9 protein-coding genes are annotated in these 13,104 nt (G+C 60.5%); 6 read left to right on the plus strand and 3 right to left on the minus strand.

Annotated elements, in window-relative coordinates:
• Positions 1–76: 76 nt before the first annotated feature.
• Genes B8991_RS01120 through B8991_RS01135 form a run of 4 tightly spaced genes read left to right on the plus strand, consistent with a single transcriptional unit; the run spans position 77 to position 4,002 of the window.
• Positions 77–1,138: an extracellular solute-binding protein gene (locus tag B8991_RS01120; RefSeq protein ID WP_084349960.1), complete on the plus strand. Its 1,062-nt coding sequence runs from the start codon at positions 77–79 to the stop codon at positions 1,136–1,138.
• A 59-nt stretch (positions 1,139–1,197) separates the two neighbouring features.
• Positions 1,198–2,295: an ABC transporter ATP-binding protein gene (locus B8991_RS01125; protein ID WP_084350295.1), complete on the plus strand. Its 1,098-nt coding sequence runs from the start codon at positions 1,198–1,200 to the stop codon at positions 2,293–2,295.
• On the plus strand, positions 2,292–3,149 hold the full coding sequence (locus tag B8991_RS01130) for an ABC transporter permease (protein WP_084349961.1): 858 nt from the start codon (positions 2,292–2,294) through the stop codon (positions 3,147–3,149). Before B8991_RS01125 ends, B8991_RS01130 begins: the two co-directional genes overlap by 4 nt.
• A 4-nt stretch (positions 3,150–3,153) precedes the next feature.
• Entirely contained in the window at positions 3,154–4,002 is an 849-nt protein-coding gene (locus B8991_RS01135) for an ABC transporter permease (protein WP_084349962.1), read from the plus strand.
• A gap of 79 nt (positions 4,003–4,081) precedes the next feature.
• Here B8991_RS01135 and B8991_RS01140 read toward each other — a convergent pair whose 3' ends face one another.
• Positions 4,082–6,100, minus strand: coding sequence for a S8/S53 family peptidase (locus B8991_RS01140; RefSeq protein ID WP_084349963.1), 2,019 nt, complete (start codon positions 6,098–6,100; stop codon positions 4,082–4,084).
• A gap of 3 nt (positions 6,101–6,103) precedes the next feature.
• Positions 6,104–7,273, minus strand: coding sequence for a phosphatase PAP2 family protein (locus B8991_RS01145; RefSeq protein WP_084349964.1), 1,170 nt, complete (start codon positions 7,271–7,273; stop codon positions 6,104–6,106).
• A gap of 176 nt (positions 7,274–7,449) precedes the next feature.
• Here B8991_RS01145 and B8991_RS01150 point away from each other — a divergent pair, with 176 nt between their 5' ends.
• Positions 7,450–9,078, plus strand: a complete 1,629-nt coding sequence (locus B8991_RS01150; protein WP_084349965.1) for an AfsR/SARP family transcriptional regulator — start codon at positions 7,450–7,452, stop codon at positions 9,076–9,078.
• Between the two features lie 239 nt (positions 9,079–9,317).
• Here B8991_RS01150 and B8991_RS22125 read toward each other — a convergent pair whose 3' ends face one another.
• Positions 9,318–11,654: a calcium-binding protein gene (locus B8991_RS22125; protein ID WP_084349966.1), complete on the minus strand. Its 2,337-nt coding sequence runs from the start codon at positions 11,652–11,654 to the stop codon at positions 9,318–9,320.
• A gap of 384 nt (positions 11,655–12,038) precedes the next feature.
• Here B8991_RS22125 and B8991_RS01160 point away from each other — a divergent pair, with 384 nt between their 5' ends.
• Positions 12,039–13,088 (plus strand): dipeptidase, encoded by a 1,050-nt coding sequence (locus B8991_RS01160; RefSeq protein ID WP_084349967.1) that lies wholly within the window; start codon positions 12,039–12,041, stop codon positions 13,086–13,088.
• Positions 13,089–13,104: the final 16 nt, after the last annotated feature.

Raw genomic sequence — 13,104 nt, forward strand, 5'->3', positions numbered from 1 at the left:
CTGTGATATATCGGATCTAAGGACGCAGGAAAGGCTACCCAAGTCTTTCACGAAATACACAATCGGGAGAATTGAAATGAAAACTCAGATGCTTATGGCGACAACGGCGCTTGTCGTGACGTTTGGCGCAGCGGCGCAGGCGGATACGCTGCGCCTGCTGACATGGGGCGGCTACGCGCCCGAGGACGTGGTGGCCAAGTTCGAGGAACAGACCGGCCACACGGTAGAGGTGACCAAGTCCAACAACGAGGAAATGATCGCCAAGCTGCGCGCGACAGGTGGCGGCGGGTTCGACCTTGCCCAGCCCAGCCAAGACCGGATTGCGGGACCGCAGGCCGAATTCGGCATCTACAAGCCGATGGACCTGTCCAAGATCGACGCGGATCTTTTTATCCCGTCGATGCTTGAGGCGACCAAGGGCAACACCACCGTGGGCGGTGACGTCTATGGCGTGCCGCATATCTGGGGCACCTCCGGTCTTGTCGTGAACACCGCTGAGGCCGCGTCGGTCAAGGATTATACCGATCTGTGCAATGACGATGTGGCGGGCAAGGTATCCTACCGCCTGAAACGCCCGACCCTGATCGGCTTTGCCTTCGCGATGGGCGAAGATCCGTTTGCGGCCTATGGCGACCCCGCGAAATACGAAGAGGTCATGGCAAAGGTCGAAGAGGCGCTGATCGCCTGCAAAGCCAATGTCAAAACCTATTGGGGTGGTGGTGACGAGCTGATGAACCTGGTCCGCTCTGGCGAGGTCGTGGCGTCGATGGCGTGGGACACGGGCGGCTGGAAGCTGAACGAGGACAACCCGGATGTGACCTTCGTGGCGCCCGCATCCGGTGCGCTTGGCTGGGTTGATACGTTTGCGCTGCCCGCCAAGGGCAAGGCCGATGATCTGGCCTATGAGTGGATCAATTTTGTCATGCAGCCAGAGGTTGCCGCGATGATTACCGCTGCTGCGGGCAATTTCACTGCCTCCAAAGGCGCGGACGAATTCGCGTCGGACGACTTGAAAGCCCGCTATCAGGCCAGCTTCCCGCCGGAAGCGATTGACAATATCAAGTGGTACCCGCCCGTTCCTGCCGGTCTTGAAGTCATCGAAGGCGGCGTTCTGGACCGCGTCAAGGCTGCCAACTGATCTGACTTTGGCGGCATCCGGGCTGACGTTCGGGTGCCGCCCCGATGAATGGATTCCGCATGAGCTTTGACCTTGAATGCCGCAACCTGACCAAGCGTTTCGGGGGCACGACGGCTGTCGATGACGTGTCCTTCGACGTGCCGAGCGGGTCGTTTTTCTCGATCCTCGGTCCGTCGGGCTGTGGCAAGACCACGATCATGCGGATGATCGCGGGGTTTCTGGAACCAAGTTCCGGCGACATTCTGATCCGGGGAAAATCCGTTCTGGATGTGTCGCCGAACAAGCGGCCCGTGAATATGGTTTTTCAGCATCTGGCACTGTTCCCGATGATGAATATTGCCGAGAATATCGGCTACGGGCTGCGTCGGCAGGGCATGGCGAAGGCGCAGATCGCCGTGAAGGTCGACGAGGCGCTGGACCGGATCGGCCTGCCGGGCATCGGCACGCGCAAGATAGACGAGTTGTCGGGCGGGCAGAAGCAGCGCGTCGCCATCGCCCGCTGCATGGTGCTGGAGCCGGACGTGCTGTTGCTGGACGAACCGCTGGGCGCGCTGGATCTGAAGCTGCGCGAACGCATGAAGGTAGAACTGAAGGCGCTTCAGGCCGCGTTTGACACTACCTTTGTCTATATCACGCATGACCAGTCCGAAGCGCTGGTGATGTCCGACACGATTGCCGTGATGAACGAAGGCCGGTTCGAACAGATGGGCAGTGGACGGGATCTGTATTACCGCCCCGCAAGCGCCTTTGTCGCGGGCTTCGTCGGCGACAGCAATCGCTGGGCAGGCCGGGTGGAACGCGCAGAGGGCAATGTCATGCAGGTCCGCACGGAAAGCGGGCTGTCGATGCGTGCCTCCGCGCATGACCGCGCGATGGGCGTCGGTGACGCCGCGCAGATATTTGTCCGGCCAGAGGCGATCCGGATCAGCACCGCAGCCGATGATCTGGCGCATTTCGACAATCACCTGTCGGGCAGGGTGACGAACCTGTTGTTCAACGGCGCTGCCAGCCGCATCGTCGTGGCCGCAGATGCCGAAGAGATTGAGGTGAACCTGCCGCAATCGGGCGAATTTGCCGCGCTGTCCGAAGGCGACGCAGTGCATATCGGCTGGGCCGGCGATCAGGGCAATTGTTTTGCCGCGGGGTCCGCGCCATGAAAAGCGGCGCGCGCCTTGGTCTGATGCTGCTGCTGGCCCCTTTGCTGTTATGGCTGATCCTGCTGATCCTGATCCCGCATGTGGACATGTTCCTTGTGTCCTTGCGTGAACGTGTGGGCGTGGGCGAATACCGGATCTCGCTTGCCAATTATCTGACGTTTTTTCAGGAACCGCTTTACCTCTGGACGTTTCTGCGCACGGCGGTGATGTCCATTCTTGCGACGCTCATCACGCTTCTGATCGCCTTTCCGGTCAGCTATTTCATTGCCAAGATCGCGCGCGGGCGCAGCCGTTCGGCGCTGTTTTTGCTGTGCCTTGTGCCGTTCTGGGTGTCGGAACTGGTGCGCACCTTCGGCTGGATGATCCTGCTGCGCGAGACCGGCATCATCTCCAACCTTCTGCAATGGGCAGGGCTGGTCAGCGGCCCGGTCGAGATGCTGTATAACGATGCCGCCATCATGGTGGGGCTGGTCTATACGTCGATGCTGTTCATGGTGGTACCACTGGTCACGACGCTGGAAAGCCTGCCGGATGAGGTGATCGAGGCGGGTTACGATCTGGGCGGCACCAATACCAGCGTGATGCGGGAAATCGTGATCCCTCATGCCGCGCCCGGCATCGTATCGGGCAGTATCGTCGTCTTCATGCTGAGCCTTGGCAACTACCTGACGCCCACGATGCTGGGCGGCAAGGACAGCCTGTGGTTCACAGAGCTGATCTATTCGCAGTTCATCGTCCGTTTCAACTGGGAACTGGGCGCGGCCTTCGGTTTCATGCTGCTCTTGCTGTCATCGCTGATCGTCTGGGGAATGCTGCGGCTGACCGGGCAGACGCTTGAACGGACAATGGGGTGACGCCATGATCCCCTCCATCCCGCAACCCCGCGCCCTGCGCGCCGCTTATGTGGCCTATGTCGCGGTGTTCTTCATCTTACTCGCGCTGCCCCTGGTTGTTGTCGCGGCATTTGCCTTCAATGACAGCCAGTTCCCGTCGCTGCCATGGGAAGGCTTCACCTGGGGCTGGTTCTTTGGCTCTGAACGCCCGATGATCGGTGCCTTCCACGAACGCGGCATCCTGCGCGCCATCGGCACCTCTGCCTTTGTGGCGGTGGGCGTATCGGTGCTTGCGGTGGCGGTGGGGCTGTCCAACGCCTTCCTGTTCAACCGCTACAGGTTTCGCGGGCAGGGCATCCTGTATATCTTCATGCTGCTGCCTCTGGTGGTGCCGGGGATCGTGCTGGGGATCTCGATCCTTGTGTTCTCCAGCCGCGTGGCGAACGGGTTGTGGGACATGGCCCAGTGGGATGTCGAGGCGCTGCGTCCCGGACTGACGCTGGTCATCCTCGGGCAGTTTTCCTTCATCGCGACCATCGCGACGCTGGTGATTGCCGCGCGTCTGCAAAAGTTCGACCGTTCTTTGGAAGAGGCCGCGATGAACCTTGGGGCAGGGCGGCTGGTGGCGGTGCGGACCGTGACCTTGCCATACCTGACGCCCGCGCTGATCGGTGCCTTCGTCGTGGCCTTCCTGATGAGCTTCGAGAATTTCAACACGACGCTGATGCTGGTGGGCTCGGACGCGCCGCTGACCATCGCAATGTTCGACCGTTTGAAAGAAGGCTCAACCCCCTTGCTGAACGCGGTGTCCTTGTTGCTGATGCTGGGATCATCGCTGCTGGCACTGGTGATGATCGCGTTTCAACGAAAGTAACCCCGTCCGGTGGTGTGGGGGATGCCGTCGAATGACAGCATGCACCCCGTTTGCCGGACATCGGAGACCTCGCATTTCGCTACGGCAGCTTGGAAAAGGATATCGCCTTATGCGCGCCGGAACTGTTCTGGTAGCGGTCAGACAGGTTTTCGGTGATCGGCAGAACCGGCGGCGGATCGGTGTCATGTGAGGATCGCCGTAGCAGGGACACCCCGCTTAGCTTTGGCCGCTCGCTGAGGGGGCGCATCGCCTTGGCGAGTTCCCGCGACATGACCGGTGCCGCGATCGACGTGCCGCCGACACCGATGCGGCTGCCGCTGCGCGACCCCGCTGCCCGAATGACCCCGCGCATCCGCTGCATGGAGGCCGACGCACTGGCGTCAATGCCGCGCAAACCTTGCCCGCCGCTGCCGCCTTCGCCGGAATAATCGACCGGTTCCAGCGTGTCCGCATAGCAACCACCGACCACGACAATCTCTGGCGCGGTTGCGAAGGCGTTGATCGTTCCGGCGCGCCGGACATAGGGCAGCGTGCCGTCCGGTCCGGGCCGGTCCTTGGTCACGGTAAAGCCGCGCGCATCCACCTGCATATATTGCCGGTCCTGAAGATATGACTGCCGCCCGCCACCCCTGTAGCCGGGGATCATGTCATCGCGCTGAACCACCAGATCCAGCGGCCAACCGGATTGGGACGGTGATGCATTGGCAGGCTCCAGCAACAACTGCCATGGTCCCGGCACGGTATAGGCCCTTGCCGGATTTCCGGGCAGCGTTGGCGGGACGGCCAGGGTCAGCCGGACACGGCCCCCGGCGGATGGTTTGTCGATCCGCTTCGGCACCCATTGCGTGTAGCACCTTGCCGCGAGTTGCGGACCGCTTGACAGATCGAACACGCCGTCCAGTGGCACCGGGCCAAGGGGCGCGGCCTCTTTGCTCTGCGCGGGCCGAAGGGTCAGGGAAATCGGCAAGACCTCTGGCTTTCGGGGCAGGGGCGTTGACCAGATCTCCAGAAAGCTGGGCGTTGAATCGTCGGGTGCGATTGTCCAGAACAGCGGCGATGCCTTTTCATCCACCGGCGCGTCAAGCACGGCATGGACCTTGGCTTGCCGGAAGTTTCCGGCCGGCACGACGATGCGGATCGGAACCCGGTCACTGGGTCGCTGCGCATTCACGGCAGCGATGAACCGATCCAGCAGGCTGGTGCCATCCCGCGGGCCGGCCGTCAGGCCAAGGCTGATATTGATCACCAGCGGATAATCCTTGCCTTCACGCTGGCTGCGGTTTTCCACATGGCTGATCAGACGTACCATGCCCAGGATCATAAATATCTCGGCAAAGGTGCCTGACGTGTCCATGATCAGCCGCTCGGGCAGGGAAACGATAGCCAGATCAAAGTCTTCCGGCGCGATATTCATCTCGCCCGGTGGGGTAAAACGATCACGCCCCCGCGCAGTGCCGGCCGCGCCGAAACTCGCCGCCAGATCGGCCACGGCTGTTCCGTGACCGGCTGTGCGCGCCAGGGATTGCGGCGTGCCGAGGCTCATATCCAATGCGCTGGCGTGGCGGTACAGACCGTCCTCGTCAATCATCTCGCCCATAGGACCGCGCCGAAACTGGTCGATCAACCGTTCGATCCCGGTTCGGTCATATTCCCTGCCAAACGGGGCCGCGGCCTCGTGCCGTGCGCTTTGAAGCCAAAGATAGTCGATACGGCTGCGACCGTTTGGAAGCCTGAAGCGCTCATGCGCGAAGGCTGTTGCATCGTCGATAATTCCGAGGATCACCCGATCGTTTGCGGGCGGCAGATTGAGCACTTTGGCAGAGGTGCTTTTCGCGGGTTCCGGATCGCTTTCGGGCGCGCCTGAGGGGACGGCGTGGCGCGGCAGAACATGATGCAAAAGCCGCCCCCAAGGGTCCGAGGCGTCGCCGATTGCCGTCTGGATCGCGTGCGCCAGCCACGGAATATCCGTGTCCAGAAGATCCTGCGCGGCAAAGGCCTGATCGCTATGCGACCAGGCAGAGGTCCAATGGATATAGGGCGAGATGCGCCCCCCCGGCGGCAGCGATTCAACATGGGTCCATTCGTGTTGCCTGGCCATGACTTACCCGCCTTCCGGCAGATGTTCCGACGCGGCTTTTTTCCAGAGCCTGCTCCAGAGATCGTCGGTCGCACGCGTGGACGTGTCCTTTGACCGGACCACAGAGGTTGCGCCCTCGGTATCGGCGGCGTCAATCAGGTCGGCAACGATGCCGTGGTGAAAATCGCTGTTATTCCACGCCGTCCCGTCGAATGCCCAATTCCCGGCCGGGGCAGCGCGCGCGCCTGCTGTCGCAGCCAGATGTTCCGCCAACCCGATACCAAGTACCGCGCCCGCCGCACTATCGACCGGGTAATGCACCCCGGAAACCGTCCGGTTCACCGCGATCCGTGCGGCCAGCCGGAACCGTTGCTGCACATCGGCGGCGGCTCTGGCGGGGTCACCGCCGCGCAACAACGTCAGCAAGGATGCGATCAGAAACGCCTCGGTCGCGTGACCGCTGGGAAGGGTGCCGTGGGTCGGGGTTGCGATGATCGGCTCGACGCGCGGCGAAAATTGCACAGGGCGCGGGCCGTCGAAACTCAGCTTGATCCGCTGGATGATACCGCCCGCATAGCCGGCGGCAGCGTCCAGCACTTTCAATGTGTAGGGCGTGCGTTCGGTATCCAGAAGATCGCCCACGGCGAAGAACGACAGGATATCGCCCATCTGCACGATGATCTCGGGCAGGCGTTCATCCCGCAGATCGGCGTAGCTTTGGATATAAGGAACCTGCTCGGCAAAATCGTCTATGCTGGGACAGGTCATTTTTACGAACGGATCGCCCGCAAAGCCGTCCGAAAGCGGCCCGCCCTTGCTGATGACCCGCGCGTGCAGGCTGGCCTGTTTCTCGCCAAGTTCAATACGCGTACTCTGGATCAGACCCGCAACAACCGCCTGAAGAAAATAGGGCGTGTCCGGCAGGCGCGGCAGTTGCGCATCATCTGATCCCAACAGACCGGTCAGCCTGTCTTCCGCCTGTTTCAACCGGTCGCTGCGCAGGCCAATATCGTCGAAATCGAGCGCCTCTGTCGCAACCACACCGTCATGGCTGGTTGCGAGGGCAGCGGACAAAAGCGGATTGCTGTCGCCGGTCACGACGCCTCTGCCCTGGGTCGATTGTGTGGATTGCGTCGACTGGGTGGATTGGGTTGATTGCGTGGAAACGAGGGTCTGGACTGATTGAACGGACATGAGAATTAACTGCCTTCTGAAGGTGAGTTTAAAAGCTCTGCATCATTCTTGGGCTGAATTGCCGCTACGTCAATGATCACGGCCATGCCGACTGGCAAGGAATACCTGACTTCCGTGAAACGCCCTTTGGGTCTACCATGGGTAAGAAATCCAACAGGAAGAGCGTTGTCATAACAATGTCGACCACACAGAATTTCGTTCTGAAACTGGCAGGTCCGGTGCGTCTGATACGGTCTGATGGACTTGAAATCACGCCCAGTGCGGCAAAGCTGAAAGCCCTGCTGGTGCTGATCGGCACCGGCAACGGGATGCGACGGCCCCGCGCGTTTCTGCAAGATATGCTGTGGAGCTGTTCTGATCCCGAAAAGGGCGGTGCCAGTCTGCGTCAGGCGTTGAGTGCGGCGCGCAGAATGCGGGGTGGGGCCGAGGATCTGTTGATCATCAATAACGAGGCCGTGGCGCTGAACCCGGCGCGGGTCAAGGTTGATCTGTCCCTGCCGCGCGACTGTATCGAAATGCCGGAATTTGCCGAAGGGCTTGATGTGGCCGACCCGGAATTCGAAGACTGGGTGCGCGACAGGCGGTCGGAATTTGCCGATGCCTGCGACAAGCTTCGCGATGCAGTGCCGACCCACCATGCACTTGCTGCGCGGGTCAAGGCTGCGATGCCGACGGGTCGGACGCGACCGGCGATTGTCGTGCTGCCGCCGGTTTGCGATCACTCGTCGGTACGCGCCCATGCCGAGATTTTGACGGCCGATGTCGCGACACATATTGCTCAGCTTGGCGAGGCCGAAATCCTGCTGGAACCCCATGCGGTCGCACATGGTGAAAAGCTTGCCGTGCAGGTGCGTGCCATGCGCAGCGGTCCCGGTCTGCGCTTCCAGGTCCAGCTTGCGGAAACGGCCGTGCCCCGCATCGTCTGGATCGGGGACGTCAACTGTGCCAATGCGCCAGCGATTCATCAGGACGCCAATTTTGATCAGCTTCTGGTCGATACGGCTGCGGCGGCAAGCGCGCATTTCGGACGGCTTAGCCCCGAAGGCACACCGGATGCCTCGCATCTGGCGTTTCAGATGTTTGCCCATTTCCCGTTTCAGGACGGAAACCGCTTGCGGCGGTTCGACGCCTGGTTCGATCAGCATAGCGCCAGCCCCGAGATCAGCGCCACGCAACTTGCCTGGCGCGCAAGGCTGCGGCTGGTGACGTTGCTTGAACGCAGCAGCGGTGACCGGCACGCTTACGGCGAAGCGGTCGAGTTCAGCCGCGCCGCCATGTGCATGAATACCGGCGATCCGATGGTCACGGCGATTGCGGCGGACGTGGCGCTGCATGTTGAAGGCCGGGTCGAACTGGCGTGCGAACTGGCGCGGACAAGTGCTGTAAAATGCCCCCGAAACCCATTCATTCATGCGATCCTTGCGCAGGCGCTTGCCCGTGCGGGACGCCCGAGCGAAGGCTATGCCGTTGCGCAACGGGCGCTTCGGCTCGCGGCCGGGCAGCCCAATCAAAGCTGGTGGCATGCGATCTGTGCGGCGACGGCGATCAAGCAAAACAGCTATGCCGAAGCACGCAAACATGCCGAACTGGCGCATTTTCTGGCCCCGACATTCCGCCCGCCGCTGCGCTTTCTCAGCGCTTTGCGGTTCCATGCCGGCGATGAGGCAGGCGCGGCCGAGGCGCTTGGAACGCTGAAATCGCTGGAGCCGGATTTTTGCCTGCAACGCATGGCCGATGCAACCTATCCGGTGGCGTCCATGCGCGGCACCGAATTGCTTGCCGTGACACAAAGCGGATTGCTCTGATACCAGTCGCGGCCGGGCAGGGTGCCAAGCATCTTCGTAAATGTCTCCTTGTGTTGTGACCTGTTTCCACGTCCCGATTGTCGAATACGGTGCTGCGTCACTGATGCGCGATCCGGATCGGATTGTCGCAAAGCTTGCCTGCTGTCCCGTGGGCATCTCACGCGAGAAAGGAAGCGGCGATACCTCGCCGCTTCCCAGTATCAGCTCCTCGAGCAGAGGAGGTAAGGCAGATGCCATGGTCACAGGACGAAATCACCGGCCCAGTAGTCAGAAGCGGTTGTCGCGCCGTCCTGAATGCGGATCGTCAACTCCCATGACGCATCGGCGTCGGTGTTGCCAACAACCCAGGTTTCGGTACCCACGTTGATGACGCCAAGCTCGCCTGTGGCCAGTCCGGCACCCACACCGCCCCATGTAAAGGCGTTGTTTCCGGCGGCCAGGACGTTGGCATCAATCGCTGCAAGGTCAATCTTGTCTTCGGTGACCCAGGTGAAGTTGATACCGGCACCATCGAACCCTTGAATGATGTCGCGGCTGGCCCCCACGGATTCGGCTGTGGAATAGTAGACGAAGGTATCTTCACCAGCGCCACCGTTCAGAATGTCGGCACCGGTCCGTCCGCGCAGCACGTCGTCGCCGCTATTGCCGATCAGCCGGTCATTGCCGCTGCCGCCGTCAACCACATCGTTGCCACTGCCGGCCGCGACGTAGTCATTGCCGCTGCCTGCGAAGATGTAGTCTCTGCCGGAACCGCCATAGATCGTGTCATTGCCGGAACCGCCCGAGATGACATCATTGCCGCCAAGGCCGACCAGTCGGTCATTGCCGTCGTTGCCATACATGCGGTTGGCATCGTTTGTCCCGATCAGATAGTCGCTTCCGGACCCCGAATAGATGTTTTCGAAGTTCAGGAAAGTCTCGAACGAGAAGTTCGTCGCGCCGGTTCCGAGGTTAACGGTGTAGTTGCCCGAATAGTCGGTGGTGTTGAGCCAGTCATTGCCGGTCCCGCCGTTCAGATACTCCGTTCCGCCATTCCCGGCATAGATGTAGTCGTTGCCAGAATCTCCGTAATAGCGACCGTAGCCTGATGACGTGATATTGTCATTGCCCGATCCGCCATAGACGGTATCGGTCCCGGTGCCTGCATCAATCCGGTCATTGCCAGCGCCGCCGGAAAGCAGGTCGTTGCCGCCCAGCCCGTCGATCGTGTCATTGCCGTTATTGCCATACATGCGGTTGGCATCGTTGGTGCCGGTCAGCTTGTCATTTCCGGACCCCGAATAGATGTTTTCGAAGTTCAGGAATGTCTCGAACGAGAAGTTCGTCTCGCCGGTTCCAAGGTTGACGGTGTAATTGCCCGAATAATCGGTGGTGTTGAGCCAGTCATTGCCCGAACCGCCGTTCATATACTCGGTGCTGCCATTTCCGGCATACATATAGTCGTTACCGGAGTCGCCATAGTAACTACCGTAACCCGAGGACCAGATCGTATCGTTGCCCGATCCGCCGGACACGGTGTCTGTCCCGGTGCCCGCGTCAATCCGGTCATTGCCAGCGCCGCCGGACAGGTAGTCGTTGCCGGCAAGGCCGTTGATGGTGTCATTGCCATTGTTGCCGTAGATCCGGTTGGCGCCCGTGGTTCCGGTCAGGTTGTCATTACCGGAGCCGGAATAGAGGTTCTCGAAGTTCAGGAACGTCTCGGTGGCGTAGTTGGTATCGCCTGTGGTCAGGTTCACCGTATAGTTGCCAGACCATTTGGTGGTGTTCAGCCAGTCCGTGCCGGATCCGCCGTTCAGGTATTCGGTTCCACCGTTGCCGGCGTAGATGTAGTCGTCGCCGGAGTCGCCATAGTAATACCCATAGCCGGAGGACGTGATGTTGTCGTTGCCCGACCCACCGGACACGGTGTCTGTACCGGTGCCCGCATCAATACGGTCATTACCGGCACCGCCGGAAAGATAGTCGTTTCCGGCCAGACCGTCGATCGTGTCATTGCCATTGTTGCCGTAGATACGGTTGGCACCGGACGTCCCGGTCAGCTTGTCACTTCCGGACCCTGAATACAGGTTCTCGAAGTTCACAAAGGTCTCGTAGGAGTAGTTGGTATCGCCGGTGGTCAGGTTCACGGTATAGTTGCCCGACCATTTCGTGGTGTTCAGCCAGTCCGTTCCGGACCCGCCGTCCAACAGTTCTGTCCCGCCATTGCCGGCGTAGATGTAGTCATCGCCGGAGCCACCATAGTAGCTGCCATAGCCGGAGGACGAAATGTTGTCATTGCCAGCGTCACCATTGACGTAATTGGTGCCCGACAGGTCGCTGATCCTGTCATGGCCGTTGCCTCCGTAGATGGTGTCGTTGCCGGTGCCACCGTCAAGCGAGTCGTTGTCATCCATCCCGCTCAGGTAGTCGTTGCCGCTGCCGCCGTACAAGGTGTCGTTCCCATCATACCCGTACAAACGATCATTGCCGCCGTTCCCATAGGCGCGGTCATTGCCGGCATAAAGAAACATCCAGTCATCCAGGCTGGTGCCATAGCGCACGTCGTTGCCCGGGGTTCCATAAATATAGTTCGGCATAATTCATCTCCATTATTTCGTTCCGATCAGTTTGAGCGGACAGGGAGAAAAAACACCCTCGCCGTCAAGCCAGCGTGAAAGGGCGTTAATGCATTGGAAATAAAAATTAAAATATTCACATCTTAAGCCGAGATATGACCCTTAACTTGCCGTGCCACACCTTGAATTTCGTGCGTCATCAGAGTCAGGCTGGCGGCCAGCGGCGTGAACGGGCAGGCATGGGGTTGTCAGAATTCGGCGTTTTTCTGCGTCGGACGCGCGACTGCGCGGTGGTACAGGCGACAATGCGCGGCTAGTCTGCTTGGGCGGCTTATCGTTGACCGAAAGCGTACAGATGTGTGTCTTTGGATATGCTTGCCGTTTGTAATTGATCCAGGAGACACCATGACCAACTTTCCCGTTTTCGACGGCCACAATGATCTGGTGTTGCGCCTTCTGAAAGGCGATGTCACCGCCGAGCAAGTCACACAGGGGGTGCCGGACGGGCATATCGACACGCCTCGGGCCATCAAGGGTGGATTTGGCGGCGGGATCTTCGCGATATTCGTGCCCAACCCGGACAATATTTCGGTGGATCACGAGGCGATGAAAACCCCGCCTTATGCGCTGCCGCTGCCACCTCCGATCACCGAGCAACGCGCAGTCGAGTGGACGGAAAACGGCTTTACTGCGCTGGAGGCTTTGGAGGCGGCGGATGCAATCACGATCTGTCGCAGCGCCGCCGAGATCTCCGGGGCTCTGCCATCGCCCAAAATGGCGGCGAGCATTCATATCGAAGGGGCAGAGGCGGTTGATCGCGACTTTGCGCGGCTGCATGATTGGCACGCGCGCGGGCTGCGATCGCTGGGCCCGGTCTGGAGCCGCGACACGGTGTGGGGGCACGGCGTGCCGTTTCGCTTCCCGTCCGATGGGGATATAGGCCCTGGACTGACCGATGCGGGCAAAGCGCTGATCCGTGAATGCAATTCGCTCAGGATCATGATAGACCTGTCGCATCTGAACGCGAAAGGGGTCGAGGATGTCGCCCGGATCAGTGATGCGCCGCTGGTCGCAAGCCATTCAAATGCTTGCGCTGTTTGTCCTCACTCGCGCAACCTGACCGATCGGCAGCTTGACATGATCCGTGACAGCGACGGGATCGTGGGGGTCAACTTTGCCAGCGCCTTTCTGCGCCCAGACGGCAAGTGGGATGACAAGTTCGGCCTTGACATCTTGCTCCGACATTTTGACCATTTGGTCGAGAGAATGGGGGAAGACCGCGTCGGCTTTGGTTCCGACTTTGACGGGGCGCTTGTCCCGGCCTTGATCGGTGATTGTGCGGGTCTGCCCAATCTAATGACAGCATTCCGGGATTCCGGGGTGGGCGACGCGCTTCTGGCCAAGCTCACGCATGAAAACTGGGTGCGGGTCCTGCGACAAACGTGGGGCGTATAATATAAACAGGGAGTTT

Source organism: Primorskyibacter flagellatus (assembly GCF_900176485.1).
GTDB classification, from domain to species: domain Bacteria; phylum Pseudomonadota; class Alphaproteobacteria; order Rhodobacterales; family Rhodobacteraceae; genus Primorskyibacter; species Primorskyibacter flagellatus.

Coding starts and splice junctions, on each gene's coding strand:
- B8991_RS01120 (WP_084349960.1), top strand. CDS start 77: ATGAAAACTCAGATGCTTATGGCGACAACGGCGCTTGTCGTGACGTTT.
- B8991_RS01125 (WP_084350295.1), top strand. CDS start 1,198: ATGAGCTTTGACCTTGAATGCCGCAACCTGACCAAGCGTTTCGGGGGC.
- B8991_RS01130 (WP_084349961.1), top strand. CDS start 2,292: ATGAAAAGCGGCGCGCGCCTTGGTCTGATGCTGCTGCTGGCCCCTTTG.
- B8991_RS01135 (WP_084349962.1), top strand. CDS start 3,154: ATGATCCCCTCCATCCCGCAACCCCGCGCCCTGCGCGCCGCTTATGTG.
- B8991_RS01140 (WP_084349963.1), bottom strand. CDS start 6,100: ATGGCCAGGCAACACGAATGGACCCATGTTGAATCGCTGCCGCCGGGG.
- B8991_RS01145 (WP_084349964.1), bottom strand. CDS start 7,273: ATGTCCGTTCAATCAGTCCAGACCCTCGTTTCCACGCAATCAACCCAA.
- B8991_RS01150 (WP_084349965.1), top strand. CDS start 7,450: ATGTCGACCACACAGAATTTCGTTCTGAAACTGGCAGGTCCGGTGCGT.
- B8991_RS22125 (WP_084349966.1), bottom strand. CDS start 11,654: ATGCCGAACTATATTTATGGAACCCCGGGCAACGACGTGCGCTATGGC.
- B8991_RS01160 (WP_084349967.1), top strand. CDS start 12,039: ATGACCAACTTTCCCGTTTTCGACGGCCACAATGATCTGGTGTTGCGC.